The sequence below is a fragment of the Variovorax sp. SG517 genome, from assembly GCF_013376045.1.
In the GTDB taxonomy this organism is placed as follows: domain Bacteria; phylum Pseudomonadota; class Gammaproteobacteria; order Burkholderiales; family Burkholderiaceae_C; genus Variovorax.
In genome coordinates this window covers 1-19,541 of sequence record NZ_JABMJG010000007.1, presented here as the reverse complement: position 1 = coordinate 19,541, position 19,541 = coordinate 1, and the positions used below count along the sequence as shown (strand labels likewise).

Annotated in this window: 23 protein-coding genes; 13 read left to right on the top strand and 10 right to left on the bottom strand. The window is 67.9% G+C overall.

The features are described from left to right. Positions 1 to 128: 128 nt before the first annotated feature. The gene (locus tag FHT32_RS21290; RefSeq protein ID WP_176666611.1) at positions 129 to 629 is read left to right on the top strand and encodes a LapA family protein; all 501 of its coding nucleotides are present in this window, start codon (positions 129 to 131) and stop codon (positions 627 to 629) included. A gap of 25 nt (positions 630 to 654) precedes the next feature. On the opposite strand, the gene FHT32_RS21285 is transcribed toward FHT32_RS21290, so the two are convergent. Beyond that, complete coding sequence (locus FHT32_RS21285) at positions 655 to 969, bottom strand: c-type cytochrome (RefSeq protein WP_176666610.1); 315 nt, start codon at positions 967 to 969, stop codon at positions 655 to 657. Positions 970 to 1,074: 105 nt separating this feature from the next. Between FHT32_RS21285 and FHT32_RS21280 the strand changes: the two genes are divergently transcribed. Beyond that, on the top strand, positions 1,075 to 1,329 hold the full coding sequence (locus FHT32_RS21280; RefSeq protein WP_176666609.1) for a TIGR04438 family Trp-rich protein: 255 nt from the start codon (positions 1,075 to 1,077) through the stop codon (positions 1,327 to 1,329). Between the two features lie 58 nt (positions 1,330 to 1,387). Further along, a complete protein-coding gene (locus FHT32_RS21275) occupies positions 1,388 to 2,218 on the top strand; it encodes a DUF3592 domain-containing protein (RefSeq protein ID WP_176666608.1) in 831 nt (276 codons plus the stop codon). Between the two features lie 108 nt (positions 2,219 to 2,326). On the opposite strand, the gene ilvD is transcribed toward FHT32_RS21275, so the two are convergent. After that, entirely contained in the window at positions 2,327 to 4,021 is a 1,695-nt protein-coding gene (gene ilvD, locus FHT32_RS21270) for a dihydroxy-acid dehydratase (RefSeq protein WP_176666607.1), read from the bottom strand. A 104-nt stretch (positions 4,022 to 4,125) separates the two neighbouring features. Here ilvD and FHT32_RS21265 point away from each other — a divergent pair, with 104 nt between their 5' ends. After that, a complete protein-coding gene (locus FHT32_RS21265; protein ID WP_176666606.1) occupies positions 4,126 to 5,085 on the top strand; it encodes a LysR family transcriptional regulator in 960 nt (319 codons plus the stop codon). Here FHT32_RS21265 and FHT32_RS21260 read toward each other — a convergent pair. Next, on the bottom strand, positions 5,082 to 6,023 hold the full coding sequence (locus FHT32_RS21260; RefSeq protein WP_176666605.1) for a LysR family transcriptional regulator: 942 nt from the start codon (positions 6,021 to 6,023) through the stop codon (positions 5,082 to 5,084). The two genes, FHT32_RS21265 and FHT32_RS21260, sit on opposite strands and share 4 nt — an antisense overlap. A 142-nt stretch (positions 6,024 to 6,165) precedes the next feature. On the opposite strand from FHT32_RS21260, the gene FHT32_RS21255 reads away from it, so the two are divergent. From FHT32_RS21255 to FHT32_RS21220, 8 genes are all read left to right on the top strand, one after another. Beyond that, positions 6,166 to 6,939 (top strand): SDR family oxidoreductase, encoded by a 774-nt coding sequence (locus tag FHT32_RS21255; RefSeq protein WP_176666604.1) that lies wholly within the window; start codon positions 6,166 to 6,168, stop codon positions 6,937 to 6,939. A 44-nt stretch (positions 6,940 to 6,983) separates the two neighbouring features. Beyond that, the gene (locus FHT32_RS21250; protein ID WP_176666603.1) at positions 6,984 to 7,253 is read left to right on the top strand and encodes a hypothetical protein; all 270 of its coding nucleotides are present in this window, start codon (positions 6,984 to 6,986) and stop codon (positions 7,251 to 7,253) included. 57 nt (positions 7,254 to 7,310) lie between these two features. Then, positions 7,311 to 8,144: a prolipoprotein diacylglyceryl transferase gene (gene lgt / locus FHT32_RS21245; RefSeq protein WP_176666602.1), complete on the top strand. Its 834-nt coding sequence runs from the start codon at positions 7,311 to 7,313 to the stop codon at positions 8,142 to 8,144. A 158-nt stretch (positions 8,145 to 8,302) separates the two neighbouring features. Then, on the top strand, positions 8,303 to 8,971 hold the full coding sequence (locus tag FHT32_RS21240; RefSeq protein ID WP_176666601.1) for a GntR family transcriptional regulator: 669 nt from the start codon (positions 8,303 to 8,305) through the stop codon (positions 8,969 to 8,971). Positions 8,972 to 9,008: 37 nt separating this feature from the next. Continuing rightward, complete coding sequence (locus FHT32_RS21235) at positions 9,009 to 10,475, top strand: malonyl-CoA decarboxylase (protein WP_176666600.1); 1,467 nt, start codon at positions 9,009 to 9,011, stop codon at positions 10,473 to 10,475. Positions 10,476 to 10,589: 114 nt separating this feature from the next. Further along, the gene (locus FHT32_RS21230) at positions 10,590 to 11,576 is read left to right on the top strand and encodes a tripartite tricarboxylate transporter substrate binding protein (RefSeq protein ID WP_176666599.1); all 987 of its coding nucleotides are present in this window, start codon (positions 10,590 to 10,592) and stop codon (positions 11,574 to 11,576) included. Further along, a complete protein-coding gene (locus FHT32_RS21225; protein WP_176666598.1) occupies positions 11,573 to 12,367 on the top strand; it encodes an enoyl-CoA hydratase/isomerase family protein in 795 nt (264 codons plus the stop codon). Before FHT32_RS21230 ends, FHT32_RS21225 begins: the two co-directional genes overlap by 4 nt. A 23-nt stretch (positions 12,368 to 12,390) precedes the next feature. Then, positions 12,391 to 13,929 (top strand): malonyl-CoA synthase, encoded by a 1,539-nt coding sequence (locus FHT32_RS21220; RefSeq protein ID WP_176666597.1) that lies wholly within the window; start codon positions 12,391 to 12,393, stop codon positions 13,927 to 13,929. 6 nt (positions 13,930 to 13,935) lie between these two features. Here the strand turns inward: FHT32_RS21220 and FHT32_RS21215 are convergent, their stop codons facing one another. Together FHT32_RS21215 and FHT32_RS21210 are read right to left on the bottom strand one after the other, a co-directional pair. Next, positions 13,936 to 15,009, bottom strand: a complete 1,074-nt coding sequence (locus FHT32_RS21215) for a phenylacetaldoxime dehydratase family protein (RefSeq protein WP_176666596.1) — start codon at positions 15,007 to 15,009, stop codon at positions 13,936 to 13,938. A 17-nt stretch (positions 15,010 to 15,026) separates the two neighbouring features. Further along, on the bottom strand, positions 15,027 to 16,052 hold the full coding sequence (locus FHT32_RS21210) for a carbon-nitrogen hydrolase family protein (protein WP_176666595.1): 1,026 nt from the start codon (positions 16,050 to 16,052) through the stop codon (positions 15,027 to 15,029). Between the two features lie 183 nt (positions 16,053 to 16,235). Between FHT32_RS21210 and FHT32_RS21205 the strand changes: the two genes are divergently transcribed. Continuing rightward, complete coding sequence (locus FHT32_RS21205) at positions 16,236 to 17,207, top strand: helix-turn-helix domain-containing protein (RefSeq protein WP_176666594.1); 972 nt, start codon at positions 16,236 to 16,238, stop codon at positions 17,205 to 17,207. Positions 17,208 to 17,216: 9 nt separating this feature from the next. Here FHT32_RS21205 and FHT32_RS21200 read toward each other — a convergent pair whose 3' ends face one another. The 5 genes from FHT32_RS21200 to FHT32_RS35460 form a co-directional block, all read right to left on the bottom strand. Next, the gene (locus FHT32_RS21200; RefSeq protein ID WP_176666593.1) at positions 17,217 to 17,642 is read right to left on the bottom strand and encodes a universal stress protein; all 426 of its coding nucleotides are present in this window, start codon (positions 17,640 to 17,642) and stop codon (positions 17,217 to 17,219) included. A 78-nt stretch (positions 17,643 to 17,720) separates the two neighbouring features. Then, positions 17,721 to 18,548, bottom strand: a complete 828-nt coding sequence (locus FHT32_RS21195; RefSeq protein ID WP_176666592.1) for a sulfite exporter TauE/SafE family protein — start codon at positions 18,546 to 18,548, stop codon at positions 17,721 to 17,723. A gap of 281 nt (positions 18,549 to 18,829) precedes the next feature. Beyond that, entirely contained in the window at positions 18,830 to 19,153 is a 324-nt protein-coding gene (locus FHT32_RS21190; protein ID WP_176666591.1) for a cell division protein ZapA, read from the bottom strand. Beyond that, the gene (locus FHT32_RS21185) at positions 19,150 to 19,374 is read right to left on the bottom strand and encodes a hypothetical protein (RefSeq protein WP_019652365.1); all 225 of its coding nucleotides are present in this window, start codon (positions 19,372 to 19,374) and stop codon (positions 19,150 to 19,152) included. The genes FHT32_RS21190 and FHT32_RS21185 overlap by 4 nt, the downstream gene beginning before the upstream one ends. A gap of 105 nt (positions 19,375 to 19,479) precedes the next feature. Then, on the bottom strand, positions 19,480 to 19,541 hold a 62-nt coding region (locus tag FHT32_RS35460), incomplete at its 5' end, for an IS3 family transposase (RefSeq protein ID WP_371132171.1).

Here is a 19,541-nt window from a genome sequence, read left to right as displayed (position 1 = left end):
GGACATGGCCGTTTATGCGGCCATTTGCGCCGAACGGGGCTCTTCGCTGAGGTAAAACCGTCGCAACCACCGCGCGCCTCGATGCGCACGGGTTCCGACGTGTTCGATCTTTCCGAAGGAGGCCCCAAATGGGCGTGAGATCCGCTTTTCTTTTCGTCGTCGTGCTGCTCATCGTGGCGCTCGCCGCGCTCAACTGGGGCACGCTGGCCACGCCCACCGACGTGTGGCTGGGCTTCATGACCGTCTCGGCCCCGCTGGGCCTCCTGATGCTGGGGCTGACCGCGGTGCTGGCGGCCTTCTTCCTCGTCTATGTGCTGTACCTGCACAGTTCGGTGCTGATCGACACCAAGCGCCACACCAAGGAAATGCAGGCCCAGCGCGACCTGGCCGACAAGGCGGAGGCATCGCGCTTCACCGAGCTGCGCAACTTCCTGGAGGCGCAGGAGAACAAGCACATGGCGCAGAACGCCGATCGCCAGACGGCGATCCTGGCGCGGCTGGAGCAGCTCGAGACGGCGATCCGACTGCGCTCGGACCAGACCGACAACACCCTGGCTGCCCACATCGGCCAGCTCGAGGACCGCATCGAGCGCCGGCCCGTGCCGGCCGACATCAACCCGCAGATCTGACGCAAAGCCAGGCCCGGCGGCGGGCTTACTTCGTCGACAGCACCCAGGCTGCGAGCTTCTTCGCGTCGGCTTCGCTGACCTGGTTGTTCGCTGGCATCGGCACCGGCCCCCACACGCCGGAGCCGCCCTTCATGATCTTGTTGGCGAGGGTGTCGACGGCACCCTTGTCGTCCTTGTACTTGGCGGCCACGTCCTTGAACGAGGGGCCGAGGACCTTGCGCTCGACCGCGTGGCAGCTCATGCAGTTCTTCGAGGTCGCCAGCGCCAGATCGGCGAAGGCAGGCGCGGCGAGTGCGGTGAGGCCGAGGCCCAGGACTGCCGGCAGCAAGACTCTTTTCATGGGGTGTAATTGTTAAATGCTGAGTTACATTCGACTCAACGCGATTGTAGGTAGGCCCGTGCACGGCGCCGGATGCGTTGCCAATACAACCCTGAGGGATTCGCGATGTGGTTTCTGGGATTGGGCCTGCTTGCTCTGGCCCTCAAGTATTTCGAGATCGGCATGGTCGCCACATGGAGCTGGTGGATCGTGCTGTCGCCGTTCGCGATGGCCGTCGCATGGTGGGCGTGGGCCGATTCGTCGGGCTACACCAAGCGCAAGGTCGTCGAGCGGGAAGACCGTCGCAAGCAGGCGCGCATCGACCGCCAGAAGAACAACATGGGCATGAAGACCGGCAACGGGCAGCGGCCGCGCCGCTGAGCCGCTTGTTCTTCCATCGGCCGGAGTCCGCGCACCGCATGCATCACGCTGAAGTGCCATGGACGAGGAAGCCACCACCCGCGCGCTGATCGTCTTCGGACTGTCGCTGCTGATCGGCCCGGCCATCGGCGGGCTCGTGGGTTGGCTCAAGAACTTCTTCTGGGGTGTGGGCGTGGGCGCCTTGCTCATCGGCTGCGCCGGTCTCTATGGCGCGGCCACCCTCGGCTGGAATCGCTACCAGTCGATCGCCGGCACCGCGAGCGTGCAGGGCAGCCTGGTCGAATTCGTCGACGAGCAGAGCAAGGACAGCAAGGGCCGCGTCACCGTATCGCGCGCGCCCATCGTCGAGTACGTCACGCCGGATGGGCAGAAGCGCCGCGTCAAGGGCCTCGGCGGCGGACTGTCGGGCAAGGAGTGGGGCGATCCGGTAGAGGTGCGCTACCGCGTGGCCGACCCCGCGCAGGCGCTGGTGGCCGATTTCCAGAACATGTGGGGTGGCGTCTGGGGGCTCGGCATCTTCGGTGCCTTTCCCGCGATGTTCGGCCTGTTCTTCATAGGCATGGCGCGCCAGGACGCGCGCGAAAGGCAAGGCACCTATGAGCGGGCGCAGGTACGCGAACCCACGCCCGGCCAGAAGCGCTGGCGCACGCGCGGCACCGTGCTTGCCAACCTCGTCTTCCTGGCCGGCTTCGCGCTCGTCTTCCTCTATCCGGACCCGAGCCCGATGAAGCAGTTCGGCGCGGGCTTCATGACCGTCGGCGCCGGCGCCATGCTGCACTTTCTCGTGCAGAGCCTGCCGCCGGCGATGGATTTCCAGTCGCGCAGCATCCTCGCGATCGTCGGCCTTGGTTTCCTGGCCTTCGGCTACGGCGCGTGGATGATGGCTTAGGCAAGGCTCGCCCCCAGGCTGCGTGCACTTCGTGTCACTTCGCCAACCCCCGACCGGGGGCAACACCGAGGCCCGGCAAAGCCGGTTCCTCGGTGTTTCGCGCAAGGATCAGAACTTGTCGAGCACCGCGCCCGAGCTGGCGCTCGACGCGTTGAACGCGAACTTCGCCTGCACGCCGCGCGTGTAGCGCGGAGCGGGGGCCTTCCAGCCTTCGCGGCGCTTGGCGATCTCGGCTTCGGGCACGTTCAGTTCGAGCTTGAGCTGGTGCGCGTCGATGGTGATCGAGTCGCCCTCGTTCACGAAGGCGATGGTGCCGCCGGCAGCGGCTTCGGGCGCCACGTGGCCCACCACCATGCCCCAGGTGCCGCCGGAGAAGCGGCCGTCGGTGATCAGGCCCACGCTCTCGCCGAGGCCCGCGCCGATGAGTGCGCCGGTCGGCGCCAGCATCTCGGGCATGCCGGGGCCGCCCTTGGGGCCGAGGTAGCGCAGCACCATCACGTCGCCGGCCTTGATCTTGCCGTCCAGGATCGCCTTGAGCGCCGACTGCTCGTCGTCGAACACGCGGGCCGGGCCGGTGATGACGGGGTTCTTCAGGCCGGTGATCTTGGCGACAGCGCCCTCGGGCGACAGGTTGCCCTTGAGGATGGCGAGGTGGCCTTCCTCGTACATCGGGTTGTCGATGGTGCGGATCACGTCCTGGTCGGCGCGCGGCACGTCCGGCACGTCCTTGAGCACTTCGGCGATGGTCTGGCCGCTGATGGTGATGCAGTCGCCGTGCAGCAGGCCCGCGTTCAGCAGCACCTTCATCACTTGCGGGATGCCGCCGGCCTGGTGCAGGTCGACCGCGAGGTACTTGCCCGAGGGCTTCAGGTCGCAGATCACGGGCACCTTCTTGCGCATGCGCTCGAAGTCGTCGATGGTCCACTCGACCTCGGCGGCATGCGCGATCGCCAGGAAGTGCAGCACCGCGTTGGTCGAGCCGCCCGTGGCCATGATGACGGCAACGGCGTTCTCGATGGCCTTCTTGGTCACGATGTCGCGCGGCTTAAGGTCTTTCTTGATGGCCTCGATCAGCACCTTGGCCGATTCCTTGGCCGAGTTGGCCTTCTCGTCGTGCGGGTTGGCCATGGTCGACGAGTAGGGCAGCGAGATGCCCAGCGCCTCGAATGCGCTCGACATGGTGTTGGCGGTGTACATGCCGCCGCACGAGCCGGTGCCGGGAATGGCGCGCTTCTCGATCTCGTGCAGGTCTTCGTCGCTCATGTTGCCGGCGGCGTTCTGGCCCACGGCCTCGAACACGCTCACGATGTTCAGGTCCTGGCCCTTGTATTTGCCGGGAAGGATGGTGCCGCCGTAGACGTAGATGGCCGGCACGTTGGCGCGCAGCATGCCCATGAGGCCGCCGGGCATGTTCTTGTCGCAGCCGCCGACCACCAGCACGCCGTCCATCCACTGGCCGCCCACGCAGGTCTCGATGCAGTCGGAGATGACTTCGCGGCTGACCAGCGAGTACTTCATGCCCTCGGTGCCCATGGCCATGCCGTCGGAGATGGTGGGGGTGCCGAACACCTGCGCGTTGCCGCCGGCTTCCTCGATGCCGGCGATGGCCGCGTCTGCCAGCTTCTGCAGGCCCGAGTTGCACGGCGTGATGGTGCTGTGGCCGTTGGCGACGCCGACCATCGGCTTCTTGAAGTCGCCTTCCTCGTAGCCCATGGCGTAGAACATCGAGCGGTTGGGGGCGCGGCTCTTGCCTTCGACGATGTTGGCGCTGCGGCGGTTGATCTGGATTGGCTTGGTGTCCATGGTGTCTCTTCTGTCGTGGGGAGATCGGGGGGGGGGCTCAAGTATCGGACTTCTGATTGATTGCTTCCAATCCATTTTCAATTGCAGATTGATATGCTCGGCATATGAATGAAGCCCTCGTCGACCTGCGGGCCTGGCGCCAGTTCGTCGCCGTGGCCGAGGAACTGCACTTCGGCCGCGCCGCGCAGCGGCTGCACATGACGCAGCCGCCGGTCACCCAGGCCATCGCCCAGCTGGAGAAGACGCTGGGCGTGGTGCTGTTCGACCGCACCCGGCGGCGCGTGGCGCTCACGCCGGCGGGCGAGGCGCTGCTGCCCGACGTGCGAGAGCTGCTGGCCCGCGCGCAGGCACTGCCTGCGCGGGCACGCGCGGCGGCGGCGGGGCAGGTGGGGCGGGTGCGGATCGGCTTCGTGTCGACGGTGGGCTTCGAGCAGCTGCCCGCATGGGTGCGCGAATTCCGCGTGCTGTGCCCCGAGGTCGCGCTGGAGCTGGTGGAGGCCACCGGCGACGTGCAGCTCGAAGCATTCGCGCGCGGCGAGATCGATGCCGGGCTGATGCTGCATTCGCCCGGCGCCGCGCCGCCCGGGCTCGCGCGCCTTGCCGTGTCGGAGGAGCCGCTGGTGCTGGCGCTGCCCGAGCGGCATGCGCTCGCGCGCACCGGCAAGCTGCTCCTGGCGGACGTGCTCGCCGAGCCGCTGGTGATCTTTCCGCGCCGCATCGTGCCTTCGCTGCACGACGCCATCTTCGACCTGTACCACGCTGCCGGCCGCACGCCGCAACTGGGGCAGGAGGCGATACAGATGCAGACCATCGTGAACCTCGTCTCGGGCGGCATCGGCGTGGCCTGGGTGCCGGAGAGCGTCACGCAGTTCCGCCGTGCGGGCGTGGTGTACCGGCGTGCCGAGGAGTTCGCGCCGGCCCCGCGGCGTCGTACCCCGCCGGAGTTGCCTGCCTGCGAGACCAGCCTGGTGTGGCCCGAGGGAGCGGCCAGTCCGGCGCTCGCGCGCTTCATCGCCTTCGTGCGCGAGCGGGGGGCTGGTTCGAAGAGCCGGGGCGAGGCTTAGCGGGCCTTGCGAGTACGTCCGCCAGCGGGCTGCGCCGGCTTGTCGAGCGCATCGGCCAGCACCGTCTCGAGCCAGCCTGCGAAGGCCTGCATGCGCCGCGAGAGGTTGCGCCGGTGCGGATATACCAGCTGCACGGGCAGCGGCTCGGCGCGGGCCTCGGGCAGCACCTCGACCAGCTCGCCGGCTGCCAGGTGCTCGCGCACGTCGTAGGCCGGAATCTGGATCAGGCCCAGCCCGGCCAGCGCGCAGGCGATGTAGGTCTCGGCGTTGTTCGCCGCCACCTGGCTGCGCATGCGCAGTGTCGCGGTCTCGCCGTCGCGCAGCCATTCCCAGGGCGCGGCGCGGCCGCTGGTCGGCGAGGCGTAGTTGACGGCGACGTGCTGCGGCAGGTCGGCGGGCGTGCGCGGCGTGCCGTGGCGCTCGAGGTAGGCTGGGCTCGCGCAGTTGATCAGCGTGAAATGCCCGATGGGACGCGCCACGAGGCTGCTGCTGGCCAGCGGGCCGACGCGCAGCGCGCAGTCGACGCCTTCGAGCACGAGGTCCACCGCGCGGTCGCTGGAGCCCAGTTCCAGTTCGATGGCCGGATGGCGCCTGAAGAACTCCGGAAGCGCGGGCGCGATGAGCCGCCGCGCGATGCGGCTGGGCACGTCGACCTTCAGGCGCCCGCTCACCTGGCCATGCGCGGGCAGGAACTGCTGCTCCATGTCCTCCATGTCGGCTACCAGCGCGCGGGCGCGCTCCAGCATCACTTCGCCGTCGGGCGTGAGGCCGACGCGGCGCGTGGTCCGGTGCAAAAGGCGGGAGCCGAGGCGGGTTTCGAGCTGCTGCACGGCCGTGGAGACGCTGGCGCGCGGCAGGCCCAGGCGGTCGGCGGCGCGCGTGAAGCTGCCGGTTTCGGCCACGCGTACGAAGACCTGGAGGAGGTCGATGCGGTCCATGGAGTGGAGAAGGAAAGGGAACTCGATTGTTCGTGAAGTCCTGAATAGTCTAGCCTTGAACGATCTATTTATCTCTGCGAAGGCGATCAATAGACTGGCCTCTCCCGTCACACATCCAAGCTTCAACCAAGGAGGCCATTCCATGTCCGCACGCACCCTCAAGAACAAGGTCGCCGTCATCGCCGGCGGCGGCAAGAACCTCGGCGCTCTCATCGGCCACCAGCTGGTCGACGGCGGCGCCAGGGGCATCGCCATCCACTACAACAGCGACGCCTCGCGCGCCGATGCCGAGAAGACCGCCGCCGAACTCAAGGCCAAGGGTGCCGACACGCTGCTGGTGCAGGGCGACCTCTCGGTGGTCGAGAACTGCGTCGGCCTGTTCGACAAGGCGGTGAAGCACTTCGGCCAGGTCGACATCGCGATCAACACGGCCGGCGTGGTCATCAAGAAGCCGATCCTCGACGTCACCGAAGCCGACTACGACAAGAGCTTCGACGCCAACGCCAAGGCCGCCTTCTTCTTCATCCAGCAGGCCGGCCGCACGCTGGCCGACGGCGGCAGCATCGTCACGCTGGTGAGCTCGCTGCTGGCGGCCTACACGCCGTTCTATGCGATCTACCCGGGCTCGAAGGCCGCGGTGGAGCACTACACGCGCGCCGCATCGAAGGAGTTCGGCGAGCGCGGCATCTCGGTCAACGCCATCGGCCCCGGGCCCATGGACACGCCGTTCTTCTACGGCCAGGAGAGCAAGGAGGCCGTGGAGTACCACAGCAGCGCTGCCGCGCTCAGCAAGTTCTCGAAGAAGGGCCTGACCGACATCGAGGACATCGCGCCCATCGTGCGTTTCCTCGTCACCGAGGGCTGGTGGATCACCGGCCAGACGATCTTCGCCAATGGCGGCTACACGACGCGCTGACCCGCGTGCAGATCCGGCAAGATGCCGCGAGGAGGACGAACGACATGCACACGATCATGGTGATGGGCGGCGGCTTCGTGCTGCTGGCGGTGTTCCTGTTGGCCGGGCGCCTGCTGGGCGACGGCTCCCCGGCGGCGCTGGCCGTGGCGGCCAAGTGGTTCATCCCGGCGTGGTTCGTCGGGGCGGGCATCAACATGGCCGTGGGCGTGATCAAGGCCGGGTATTCGGTGGCCGAGGAACTGCCGATCTTCCTGCTGATCTTCGCGGTGCCGGCCCTGGTCGCGGGGCTCTTGTGGTGGAAGTTCGGGCGCTGATTTCCACCTGAAAAGCCCCGTCCCGGCCCCGACATCCGGCCGGGGCACAATCCGCGGATGCTCATGTATCCGCATATCGACCCCATCGCCCTGCAAATCGGGCCGGTGGCCATTCACTGGTACGGCCTGACCTACCTGGCCGCGTTTGCGCTGTTCTATTTCCTCGGCACGCGCCGCCTGCGGCACGAGCCTTTCCGCAGCCTGGTGGATGCGGGCGTGTGGCAGCGCAGGGACATCGAGGACATTCTTTTCCTCGGCGTAATGGGCGTCATCGTCGGCGGTCGGCTGGGCTATTGCCTGTTCTACAAGCCCGAGTTCTATCTCACGCATCCGCTCGAGATCCTCTACGTGTGGCAGGGCGGCATGAGCTTCCACGGCGGGCTGCTTGGCGTGATCGGCGCGATGGTGTGGTTCTCGTATTCGCGCAAGCGGCCGTTCTGGCAGGTGATGGACTTCGTCTCGCCCTGCGTGCCGACGGGCCTCGCGGCCGGCCGCGTGGGCAACTTCATCAACGGCGAGCTGTGGGGCCGCTTCAGCAGCCCCGACCTGCCCTGGGGCATGGTGTTTCCGCAGAGCGGATCGATGCTGCCGCGCCATCCCTCGCAGGTCTACCAGTTCCTGCTCGAGGGGCTGCTGCTCTTCGTCGTGATGTGGCTCTATGCACGCAAGGAGCGCAAGCAGGGTCAGGTGGCCTCGGTGTTCCTCATCGGCTACGGCGTGCTGCGCTTCGTGGCCGAGTTCTTCCGCGAGCCCGATGACTTCCTCGGCCTGCGGGCGCTCAACCTGAGCCAGGGGCAGTGGCTGAGCATCCCGATGATCGTCGCGGGCATCGCGCTGTGGTTCTGGTTCGGCCGCACCGGCGGCAAGACGGCCAGCGCCGCGCGCGCCTGAGCTTTCAGGGAAAAGGGCCCTTCGGGGCAAAGGGCCCTTCGGGGCCGTTTGTTTTAAGGGTAACTACCCGCCGTGCATTCGACGTGCGGCACTTGCGCCGGGCGGTGAGCGGGCTCAGAATTACGTGTAATTACAGGAAATTATGCGCCCCTGATCCCATGCGCCTGGTCCCCAACTCCCTGCACGACGAAGTCGCCGCCACGCTGCGCGAGCAGATCTTCGACGGCTCGCTGGCCCCCGGGAGCTTCGTCGACGAGATCGCCCTGTGCGAGCGGCTCTCCATCTCGCGCACGCCGCTGCGCGAAGCGCTCAAGGTGCTCACTGCCGAAGGCCTGCTGCGCCACGAGCCGCGCCGCGGCTGCTTCGTCAACGAGGTGACCGAGCGCGATCTCGACGAGATCTTCCCGGTCATCGCGCTGCTCGAAGGCCGCTGCGCCTACGAGGCGGCCCGCAACGCCAGCGACGCCGAACTGCAGGAGCTCGACGCGCTGCACGAGCGCCTCGTGCGCCACGCCAGGGCCAAGCGCATCAACGACTACTACGCGACCAATCACATCATCCACGAGGCGATCATCAAGCTGGCCGACAACAAGTGGCTGGCCCAGGTGATCGGCGACCTGCGCAAGATCCTCAAGCTCGCCCGGCTGCAGCAGCTGCATGCCCCGGGGCGGCTCGAGCAGAGCCTGTCGGAGCACCTGGCCGTGTTCGCGGCGCTGAAGGCGCGCGACAGCGAGGGCGCCGACGCAGCCATGCGCACGCACCTCACCCGCCAGCGCGAGGCGCTGCGCGAGGTCGCGCGCCAGCAGAAATCCAGGGTGATGTCGTGACAGGCGTGACAACCCCTTCAAGCATTGGAGTGCCCCAATGAGTGCGACCGAATGGTTCCAGGCGCGGCTGCGTTCTGGAGAGAAATCCAAAGTGCCCGTGGCGCCCGAAGGCGTGGCAAAGAGCGCATCGAAGAACGCGCCCAAGCCCAGCGTCCGCACGACCGCCGAGCGCCTTCAGGCCACGCTGCGCAAGGCCGACGAGGCCCTGTCGCCGCGCGCGCTGCGCCGCGTGCTGGCCGACCTGCAGGCCGTGATCGACCCGCGCGTGAGCGAGGTCGAGGGCGGCCGCCGCGCGCATGCCATTGCCGACGCCTACCGCGCCGCCACGGCCGACGAGCGCCGCGATTACTGGGCGCTCATGAGCGAGCATTTCGCCGCCGATGCGCAGAAGCTCAAGACCGCGCGTGACCAGCACCAGGCCGCAGTCGGCACGCCCGACGAGGGCCAAGCCGAGCTGCGCCTGCGCCGCGCGCTGGTGTCGCCGCGCATGCGCCTGCTGCAGCGCTTCGCGGTCGAGCCCGAGGGCATGCGCTTCCTGGTCGACCTGCGCGCCGACCTGCTGCCGTGCCTGAAGGCCGACAAGCGCCTGCTCGCGCTCGATGCAGAGCTCGAACAGCTCTTCTCCACCTGGTTCGACGTCGCCTTCCTGGAGCTTCGCCGCATCGACTGGGATTCGCCGGCCTCGCTGATCGAGAAGCTCATCCGCTACGAGGCGGTGCACGACATCAAGAGCTGGTCCGACGTGAAGAACCGGCTCGACGACAGCGACCGCCGCTGCTACGGCTTCTTCCATCCGCGCCTGCCCAACGAGCCGCTGATCTTCGTCGAGGTGGCGCTGGTCGACCGCATCAGCGACGGCATCACGCCGCTGCTCGACGAAACCGCGGTGCCGGTGCCCGCGGCGCGGGCCACCACCGCCATCTTCTATTCGATCAGCAACACGCAGAACGGCCTGCGCGGCGTGAGCTTCGGCGACTCGCTCATCAAGCGCGTGGTCGAGACGCTGCAGGAAGAACTGCCGCGCCTGAAGACCTTCGCCACGCTCTCGCCGATTCCGGGTTTTCGCACCTGGCTCGCGAAGAACGCCGCCGACCTGCTGCCGCGCCTGGACGAGAAGCGCGAGGCCGAACTGGGCCGCCTCGTCGGCTCGCTACCGCCGACGGCCGAGCGCCTGCTCGCCGCCGTGGACGGCGCCGCGAGCTTCGACGCCAAGTCGCCGCTGCGGCAGTGGCTGATGCAGGCGGCCGCCGAGTATCTCGGCCGCGCTCTGGTCGACGGCACGCCGGCCGATCCGGTGGCGCGATTCCACCTCGGCAACGGCGCGCGCGTCGAGCGCCTGAACTGGGCCGGCGATCCGTCGCCCAAGGGGCACAAGCAGTCCTACGGGCTCATGGTCAACTACCTTTATGACCTCAAGCGCCTGGACAAGCACCGCGCCTGGCTGGCCGAGGGCAGGGTGGCGGTATCGGGAGACATCGAAGGCCTGTATTTCAAGAAAGGCTGAAGTCCGTCAAAGAGGAAGCAGAGGAAGTCGAAGCAGAGCAAAGAGCCGGCGCACACAAGGCCGGCAGCCGCACGGGGCGGCAAGATCCACAACGACACACAGGAGATGAGACAAATGAATTCAAGCTTTCAGCGCCGCGACGTACTGCGCGTGGCCGCCGCCGGTGCGGCCGTTCTGTGCGGCGCCGCGCGGGCCCAGCAGGGCTGGCCGACGAAGCCCGTGACGATGATCGTGCCGTTCCCGGCCGGTGGCGGCACGGACGCTTTCGCGCGGCCGCTGTCGGGGCAGTTCTCGCGCGTCGCGGGGCAGACGCTGGTCATCGACAACCGCGGCGGGGCAGGGGGCACGCTGGGCGCCAGCATCGCCGCCAAGGCGCCGGCCGACGGCTACACGCTTTTCATGGGCGCGGTGCACCACGCGATCGCGCCGTCCATCTACCCGAAGCTCGACTACGACATCGAGAAAGACTTCGTGCCGCTGATGCTGCTGGCCAACGTGCCGCAGGTGGTGGTGATCAACCCGAAGCGGGTGCAGGCCAACACCATCCAGGAATTCATCGCGCTGGTGAAGCGCAACCCCGGCAAGTTCAACTACGGCTCGGCCGGCTCGGGCACCTCGCACCACCTGGCGGGCGAGCTCTTCAAGATCCAGACCGGCACCTTCATCACGCACATTCCGTACCGCGGCGCGGGCCCGGCGCTGTCGGACCTGATCTCGGGCAACGTCGACCTGATGTTCGACGGCCTGGGCTCCTCGGCGCAGCACATCAAGAGCGGCCGCATCAAGGCGCTGATGGTGGCCGGCACCAAGCGCAACCCGGCCTTCCCCGACGTGCCCTGCGCCGCCGAAGTGGGCCTGCCCGAGTACACCGTGACCACCTGGTACGGCCTGTGGGCGCCCAAGGGCACGCCGGCCGACACGCAGGCGCGCGCCATCGACGACATGAAGAAGTCGCTGGCCACCGACGACCTGAAGGGCATCTGGGCCCAGAACGGTTCCGAGATCCCGAACCTCACCACCACCGCCTACGGCAGCTTCGTCAATGCCGAGATCAAGCGCTGGGCCGCGGTGGTGAAGGCCTCGGGCGCCAAGCTCGAATGACGACTGGAAGCTCCATCTCCCTGCGCCGCGACGGCGCCATCGCGGTCGTCACGCTGTCGAACGCGGGGCGGCTCAACGCCATGACGCGCGCCATGTGGCGCGAACTGCGCGCGGTGTTCGACGGCCTGCGCAGCGATGGCGATGGCGACAGCGACAACGCCCTGCGCTGCGTGATCGTGCGCGGCGAGGGTGGCGCCTTCTGCGCGGGCGGCGATATTTCCGAGTACCCGTCGTTCCGCTTCAGCGAGCCCAGCCTGCGCGAGTTCCACGAGAACGAGGTCTGGGCCGCACTGCAGGCCATGCTCGACTGCCCGCTGCCGCTGGTCGCGCAGATCGAGGGCGCCTGCATGGGCGCGGGCATCGAGATCGCGAGCTGCTGCGACATCCGCCTGGCCGGCGCGTCCGCGAAGTTCGGTGCGCCCATCGCCAAGCTCGGTTTCCCGATGGCGCCGCGCGAAGCGGCGCTGGTCCATTGCGCCATCGGCGACGTGCTCGCGCGCGACATGCTGCTGGCCGCCGGCGTGCATGGTGCGCAGCGCCTGTACGACGCAGGCTTTTTGCTGCAGGTGCTGCCCGACAACGAAGTTCCGCTCGCTGCCCAGTCGCACGCCGAGCGCATCGCCGCGCTCTCCCCGCAGGCCGCGCGCCTGCACAAGGCCACCTTCGCCGTGCTGCGCGCCGGCGCACCTTCGGCCCACGGCCTGCTGGCCACCGCCTACGATTACGCCGATTCCGCGGAACACCGCGAGGGCATCGCCGCCTTCCTTGCCAAGCGCACCCCGAATTTCTGAAGCCAAGCCAAGCAATCGTCCGAATGAAGAAGTCCGCCAACGCCAACCTGTTCGCCGCCCTGCGCGCGGCATTCCCTGCCGACCTCGACGGCATCGCCGTCGAAACCGACAGCGGCCTGTTCTATTCCTGGCGCGACCTCGAACGCGCCAGCGCCATGATCGCCAACCTGCTCGACGCTCTGAAGCTGGAGAAGGGCGCGCGCATCGCGGTGCAGGTCGAGAAGTCGGTCGAGGCGATGCTGCTGTACCTCGCCACGCTGCGCGCGGGCTACGTGTTCCTGCCTCTGAACACCGCCTACCAGAGCGCAGAGATCGAATACTTCATCGGCAACGCCGAGCCGGCCGTGGTGGTGTGTACCAGCCGCAACGCCTCGTGGGTCGCGCCCATCGCCACCGCGGCGGGCACGAAGCACGTCTTCACGCTGGACGACGACCGCACCGGCACGCTGCTCGACGTGGCCGCGCAGTGCAGCGACCAGCACTTGCCCGCGCAGCGCAAGGCCGGCGACATGGCAGCCATCCTCTACACCAGCGGCACCACCGGCCGCAGCAAGGGCGCGATGCTCACGCACGGCAACCTGCTGTCGAACGCCGAGGTGCTGAAGGACTACTGGGGCTGGACCGAAGGCGACGTGCTGATCCATGCGCTGCCCATCTTCCACGTGCACGGCCTGTTCGTCGCGCTGCACGGCGCGCTGCTCAACGGCAGCAAGATCCTGTGGTTCGCGAAGTTCGATCCGAAGCGCGTGGTGCAGAAGCTGCCCGAGGCCACCGTGTTCATGGGCGTGCCCACGCTGTACGTGCGCCTGCTGGCCGAGCCCGGCCTCACGCGCGAGGCGGTGCGCAACATGCGCCTGTTCATCGCGGGATCGGCGCCGCTGCTCATCGAGACCTTCGACGAATGGCGCGAGCGCACGGGCCACACCATCCTGGAGCGCTACGGCATGAGCGAGACGGTCATGCTCACCTCCAACCCCTACCGGCCCGAGCAGGGCGAACGCCGCGGCGGCACCGTCGGCTTCGCGCTGCCGGGCGTGCAGCTGCGCGTGCGCGACGACAGCGGCCGCGACTGCACCACCGACGAGATCGGCAACATCGAGGTCAGCGGCCCCAACGTGTTCGCAGGCTACTGGCGCATGCCCGAGAAGACGAAGGAAGAGTTCACCGCGGACGGCTTCTTCAAGACCGGCGACGTGGGCAAGATCGACGGCCGGGGCTACATCACCATCGTCGGGCGCAGCAAGGACCTGATCATCAGCGGCGGCTACAACGTGTACCCCGCCGAGATCGAGGGCTACATCAACGAGATGGCGGGCGTGGCCGAGAGCGCGGTGGTCGGCGTGCCGCACCCCGACTTCGGCGAGGTGGGCGTGGCCATCGTCATCCCCAAGGCGGGCGCGGCGCTCGACGGCGATGCCATCGTGGCGGAGCTGAAATCGAAGCTCGCCAATTTCAAGATTCCGAAGCGCTGCTTCGTGGTGCCCGAGCTGCCGCGCAACGCCATGGGCAAGGTGCAGAAGGCGCTGCTGCGCAACGAGCACAAGGGGCTGTTCGCGGCCTGAGCCGGTTCAAGCCCCGACTGCTGCTGGCGCGAGTCCGTTCATCAGCCCGCTGCCCGCGTGGCAGTTGACGTACTCGTAGCTCTGCTCGTCGGCCTTGAGCACCGACACCTCGTGGTACACGCGCAGCTGCAGCTGGAAGTTCAACGCCTGCACGTAGCGCATGAAGCTGCCGAAGATCGCGACGTGCGTGGGGTGCGACTCGGCCCAGCGTTCCATGTCGGCCAGCGAACGCCAGTAGCTCAGGCCGAACGATTTCTGCAGCGGCGCGCCCTGCGCGTCGAGGTGGCGCATGTAGCGGTTGCTGTAGCAGCCGATGCCCAGCCCCTGGTCGCGCAGGAAGTCCATGCCCTCGCGCAGCACCGGTTCCATGTCTTCCAGGTAGAGCTTGCGCTCCTGGCCGGTGGTGTCGGTCCACTCCTGGCCGGAGCGGATCATCGCGACGTTCTCGTGCCCCGCGATGCGCACGCGCTGCCCCGGGGCCGGCGCGCCCGCGATCACCGCCCGCGTGCCCGATGGCGCCATCGCATCGGTCTGCGAGAGCGGAATGCGGTCGCGCATCGAACCCCAGTAGCCGTGCTCCTGAAACTCGCCGCTGACGCCGCCCATGACCACGCCGACGCCCTCGAAGCGGTCGGGCGTGTTGAACATGGTCTCGAAATGCTCGACGCGCGGCGAGGCGATCTCGCGGAAGTAGCCCAGGCCTTCCCTGAGGCGCTCGTCGGAGCGCCACCAGGCGTCGATGGCGGGTGTCGCGCACCAGCGGGCGTAGGCGGCGGGGTCGCTCCAGTAGGCGATGGCGACCATGTTGTCGAAGCCCTGCGCGTCGACGTAGTGCGTGAGGTCGTGATGGCCGGGGCCGTCGGGCAGAGCGAAGTCGCGCGCGATCTTCATCAGCGCGGCGCAGGCGCGGCCCTGTATCTCCGGGCCGCGCGACTGCACGCCGAAGTAGCCCATCACGACCTGCTTCACCGACACAGGGGCGCGGGCCGACCATGCGGGGTAGGGCGGCACGTAGTCGTCTTCCACGCGGCGGTGGCGCGTGCGGGGGCACTTCAGGTGCCCGTCGATGGCGGATTCCATGGCTTGCCTCCGAGGGTTCAGACCGCGACGGGCTCGGACACGCTGGCTTCGGGTTCGGACGGCGCGGGCAATGGCGACGGCGCCTGTTGCACCACGACCGGCTCGCGACGCGTCTTGTTGAATAGCAGCTGCGTGCAGTCGGGTCGCGAGTAGTGGCCGCTCGGGTCGCCGGCGGCCTTGGCGAGCGAGATCATGCCGAGGTCGATGTCGGCGACGACCAGGCCTTCCTCGTCCTCTGCCAGAGGCGTTCCCAGTGGCGAGCCGTCGGGCGCGAAGATGCGCGCATAGCCGCCGCCGATGCGCAGCATCTGCTGCTTGCCGGCGTCGGTGCACATGAGTTCGCTCATGGCTTTCGACACGGTGGCACAGGGCGCGATCACGAAGCACTGGCCCTCGGCCGCATACACCTGGCTCGCGGCGTTGTTGACCTCGGGCCCCAGCGCGTAGGCCGCGCCGCGGTAGAGCGAGAAGCTCGGCCAGGCGCCGCAGTGGATCTGCTCGTTCTGCGAATACATCGCGTACTTGCTCAGTGGCTGCAGGTGCTCCCAGCAGGCAAGCGAGCCGATGTTGCCCAGCGGCGTCTCGACCACGGCGAGGTCGGAGCCGTCGCCCTCACCGAACACCGTGCGCTCCACGTGCGTGGGCTTGAGCTTGCGCCGCGTCTGCACCGTGCGGCCCTGGTCGTCGATGAGCGCCTGCGCGATGTAGAGGCTGCCGGCTGCCTTCTCGCTGTAGCCGAGCGACACCCAGATGCCGAGCCTGCGCGCCGCCTGCGCGATGCGCTCGAACTCGGCCGAGCCGACGACCAGCGAATTGTCGTGGTAGCGCTGCACGAACTGCATGCCCCAGGCCGGCGAATCGAGCCAGATCCACCACGGGTAGCCGGGCACCCAGGTCTCGGGGAAGGCGATGAGCTTCACGCCCTGTTTCGCGGCCTGCGCCATCAGGTCGATGGTCTTGTCGATGGTGCCGTCGAGGTCGAGGAACACGGGGGCGGCCTGCACTGCGGCAACGCGCAGCTTGGGGTGGACGGTGGTCGGCATGATGCTTCTCCAGATGCAATGAAAGTAACGAGGCGTGGTCCGCAGTCACCGGGTTTGCGCTGTGGCATGCGGGTTGCTTGAAGCGTAGATTCGCGCCGCCTGAACGCCTTGACCCGGTTTGGCAGCGTTCTTGTTCCAGCGTTGCATCCGTTCGCTGCCCCTCAGGCCTTCCGAGGAACCCCGATGACCCAGCTGCTCAGCACCGACGCCGTCCCGCGCGACCAGCGGCTCGCCTACTGGACCGACATGATCTGCAACGTCTACGTGCAGCTGGGCTGCGACCCGGTGCGCGAGGGCAATTCGGGCGGCTCGGGCGATTTCGAGGGCAGCATCCGCCAGCACACGCTGCCGGGGCTCGACGTGTCGGTCGTCACCTCGAGCCCGCAGAAGGTGATGCGCACGCCGGGACACATCTCGCATTCGAGCGACGACTATTTCCTCGTGAGCATCCAGGCGCGCGGCCGGGGCGTGGTGCGGCAGGACGGGCGCGACGCGGTGCTGTCGGCCGGCGACTTCGCGCTGTACGACAGCACGCGGCCCTACCAGCTGCTGTTCGACGAATCATTCGAGCAGATCGTGCTCAAGCTGCCCGGCGAGCGCCTGCGCAGCGAACTGCGCGACACCCAGGCGCTCACGGCCACCACCGTTTCGGGCCGCGAGGGCGCGGGGCACCTGCTGCTGGGCATGATCCGCACGCTGCGCGAGGACATCGACACGCTGCAGCCGGCCTCGGCCCTCGCGGTGGCCAACGGCGTGCAGAACATCCTGGTGGCGGGGCTGCAGACGTTGCCGGCGGCCAGCGCGCCCTCGCTGAGCAATCTGGTGGCGTACCACCTGGCGCGCGTGAAGCGGCGCATCGACGAGCAGCTGGCCGATCCTTCGCTGTCGGTCAGCACGCTGGCGGCGGGGCTGGGCGTGTCGGTCAGCCACATCCACCGCGTGTTCAGGAGCGAGCCGCTCACGCCTTCGCAGTACATCTGGGAGCGCAGGCTGGAGGCCTGCAGCCGCGACCTGCTGGAGCCGCGCCTTGCGGGCCGGCCCGTGGCGGACATCGCCTACGGCAGGGGCTTCAACGACGCGGCGCATTTCAGCCGCGCGTTCAAGGAGCGATTCGGCTGCTCGCCGCGCGAGTGGCGGCAGCAGCGTACGCAGTGACGGATCGGCTTACTGAACCAGCAGCACCGTGGTGTTCGTCTCGGCGATCACCTTGGTGGCGACCGAGCCCATCAGCGCGCGGCCCAGGATGCCGTGGCCGTGCGTGCCGAGCACGATCAGCCCCGCCTGCGCGGCGGCGGCCGACTTGAGGATCTCCTCGGCGATGTGGCCGTGGCGCGCATCGACCGTGTAGTTTGTGATGCCCTGCGCCGCGAGCTGGGCCTTCACGGGCTCGATCACCTTGGCGCTTTCCTCGGCGTAGTACTCGGAGACGATCTCCTTGCTGAGGTGGCGCGTGACGTGGCCCGAGATGCCCGTGCACACGTGCACGATGACCAGCTCGTGCCCGTCCACGAACATGGCCCGGTTGGCGACCAGATAAGCCAGCGCCTTCTGCGTGTAGGCGCTGCCGTCGACTGCGATGAGGATTTTCATGGCCCCGTTATACGGCTCGCGGCGCGCGGGCGGCAACGAGTCGCACCTCTGGCGCAAGGGCCTTGGGCCCGAAGGGAATCAGCCGTGCAGGCCCTTCCAGAGCATGTAGGCCGCCAGCAGGTAGAGGATGCTCGCGAACACGCGCTTGAGCTTCTTCACCGGCAGGCTGTGCGCGGCCTTCGCGCCCAGCGGCGCCGTGATCACGCTGCACAGCGCGATCACCACCAGCGCGGGCTGCCAGATGTAGCCGAAGGAGCCGGCCGGCAGGCCCTGCACCGACTGTCCGCTGACCGCATAGCCCAGCACGTTCGCCACCGCGATCGGGAAGCCCAGCGCCGCGCTGGTTGCCACCGCGTTGTGGATGGAGATGTTGCACCACGTCATGAACGGCACGCTGATGAAGCCGCCGCCCGCGCCCACCAGGCCCGAGATGAAGCCGATGGCGCCGCCCGCCGCGAGCTGGCCGCTCGTGCCCGGCATCTGCCGCGTGGGCGCGGGCTTCTTGTCGAGGAACATCTGCGTGGCCGAGAAGCCCACGAACAGCGCGAAGAAGATCGCCAGCGCCGTGCCCTTGAGCAGCGCGAACACGCCGAGGCTGCCCACCAGGCTGCCGATGACGATGCCGGGCGCGAGGCGCCGCACGATCTCCCAGCGCACCGCGCCGCGCTTGTGGTGCGCGCGCACGCTCGATACCGAGGTGAAGATGATGGTCGCCATCGAGGTCGCGATGGCCATCTTCACCGAGAGGTCGGCCGGCGCGCCTCGGTGGCCCATGATGATCGTGATGAAGGGCACCATCAGCATGCCGCCGCCGATGCCCAGCAGGCCTGCGAGGAAACCGGTGCCGAGCCCGAGGGCGGCGAGTTCGGCGATGAGGAGGGGGTCGAGCAGGCTGGAGACGTTCACGGAAATTCTGTATCGCAAAAAGCAACGGCCCCGAGCAGCGTGTGCAGGGGGCCGTGGCGGAATTAGGTGTCTGCAAGTGGGCGCCGGACTCGCATCCTGAACCGGGGTTCAGGTGGGCGAGGGCAGCAAGACTTCGGGTTCATCTGACGCGAGATGATCACACCCGTCGAGCGATTTACCAAGCCCGGCTCCGTAGAGCATTGGAACAAGGACATATAAAGCCCAACGCGCACCGCAGACAGTTTGGATTTTACCGCTACAGCCCTGCCGGCGGAACCCGTTCACAGCAAATGTCCATCGCCCGCCAGGGCCTGATCGAGTCTTTGAATGAGCTGGGCGGCTTTCGGGTCGGTTTCGGTGGTATCGGGCGCTGCTGTCGGAGCAGGCGCCGCGCTGGCGGCGGCCTGCTGCGCGGCAAGGTCGAATGCCAGGTTCAGCGATGCCAGCACCGCGATGCGGTCGCGGGCCTTGACTTTTCCCGCGTCGCGGATCTTGCACATGGCGGCATCCACGCGTTCGACGGCTTGGCGCAGCTGCGCCTCGCCGCCGTCGGGACAGCCGAGCAGATAGCTCTGTCCCATGATCTGTACTTCAATCTGCTTCATGCGGGGGAATCTTCGGAAGGTGGTTCTGCCGGCAGCCGTTCGAGCAGGGCATCGAGGCGCGTGCGGGCCGCGACGAGCCGCGATTTCAGTGCGTCGCGTTCGCGCGTGAGCGCATCGACCTGTTCCTGCAGCAGCGCGTTGGTGCGCTGCACCTCTTCGTGACGCACGAGCAGTCGTTCGACGCGCTCGGCGATCTGATCGATGGGGCTGGAGGCGGGCATGGTTGGCGATTGTAGTTTCCCGGGGAGGCGGTCCCGCCGAGGCCGGACGCGCTGCCCGGCGTGGCAGGGATTTGAACTGACCCCAAGAAGTTGGACAGTTAGAAGCTAATGGCACAAGGCCTGAGTTCGGTACTGTACTGGGCTCAGGCCTTTGAGTTTGAGCTTGA

Coding starts and splice junctions, on each gene's coding strand:
- FHT32_RS21290 (WP_176666611.1), top strand. CDS start 129: ATGGGCGTGAGATCCGCTTTTCTTTTCGTCGTCGTGCTGCTCATCGTG.
- FHT32_RS21285 (WP_176666610.1), bottom strand. CDS start 969: ATGAAAAGAGTCTTGCTGCCGGCAGTCCTGGGCCTCGGCCTCACCGCA.
- FHT32_RS21280 (WP_176666609.1), top strand. CDS start 1,075: ATGTGGTTTCTGGGATTGGGCCTGCTTGCTCTGGCCCTCAAGTATTTC.
- FHT32_RS21275 (WP_176666608.1), top strand. CDS start 1,388: ATGGACGAGGAAGCCACCACCCGCGCGCTGATCGTCTTCGGACTGTCG.
- ilvD (WP_176666607.1), bottom strand. CDS start 4,021: ATGGACACCAAGCCAATCCAGATCAACCGCCGCAGCGCCAACATCGTC.
- FHT32_RS21265 (WP_176666606.1), top strand. CDS start 4,126: ATGAATGAAGCCCTCGTCGACCTGCGGGCCTGGCGCCAGTTCGTCGCC.
- FHT32_RS21260 (WP_176666605.1), bottom strand. CDS start 6,023: ATGGACCGCATCGACCTCCTCCAGGTCTTCGTACGCGTGGCCGAAACC.
- FHT32_RS21255 (WP_176666604.1), top strand. CDS start 6,166: ATGTCCGCACGCACCCTCAAGAACAAGGTCGCCGTCATCGCCGGCGGC.
- FHT32_RS21250 (WP_176666603.1), top strand. CDS start 6,984: ATGCACACGATCATGGTGATGGGCGGCGGCTTCGTGCTGCTGGCGGTG.
- lgt (WP_176666602.1), top strand. CDS start 7,311: ATGCTCATGTATCCGCATATCGACCCCATCGCCCTGCAAATCGGGCCG.
- FHT32_RS21240 (WP_176666601.1), top strand. CDS start 8,303: ATGCGCCTGGTCCCCAACTCCCTGCACGACGAAGTCGCCGCCACGCTG.
- FHT32_RS21235 (WP_176666600.1), top strand. CDS start 9,009: ATGAGTGCGACCGAATGGTTCCAGGCGCGGCTGCGTTCTGGAGAGAAA.
- FHT32_RS21230 (WP_176666599.1), top strand. CDS start 10,590: ATGAATTCAAGCTTTCAGCGCCGCGACGTACTGCGCGTGGCCGCCGCC.
- FHT32_RS21225 (WP_176666598.1), top strand. CDS start 11,573: ATGACGACTGGAAGCTCCATCTCCCTGCGCCGCGACGGCGCCATCGCG.
- FHT32_RS21220 (WP_176666597.1), top strand. CDS start 12,391: ATGAAGAAGTCCGCCAACGCCAACCTGTTCGCCGCCCTGCGCGCGGCA.
- FHT32_RS21215 (WP_176666596.1), bottom strand. CDS start 15,009: ATGGAATCCGCCATCGACGGGCACCTGAAGTGCCCCCGCACGCGCCAC.
- FHT32_RS21210 (WP_176666595.1), bottom strand. CDS start 16,052: ATGCCGACCACCGTCCACCCCAAGCTGCGCGTTGCCGCAGTGCAGGCC.
- FHT32_RS21205 (WP_176666594.1), top strand. CDS start 16,236: ATGACCCAGCTGCTCAGCACCGACGCCGTCCCGCGCGACCAGCGGCTC.
- FHT32_RS21200 (WP_176666593.1), bottom strand. CDS start 17,642: ATGAAAATCCTCATCGCAGTCGACGGCAGCGCCTACACGCAGAAGGCG.
- FHT32_RS21190 (WP_176666591.1), bottom strand. CDS start 19,153: ATGAAGCAGATTGAAGTACAGATCATGGGACAGAGCTATCTGCTCGGC.
- FHT32_RS21185 (WP_019652365.1), bottom strand. CDS start 19,374: ATGCCCGCCTCCAGCCCCATCGATCAGATCGCCGAGCGCGTCGAACGA.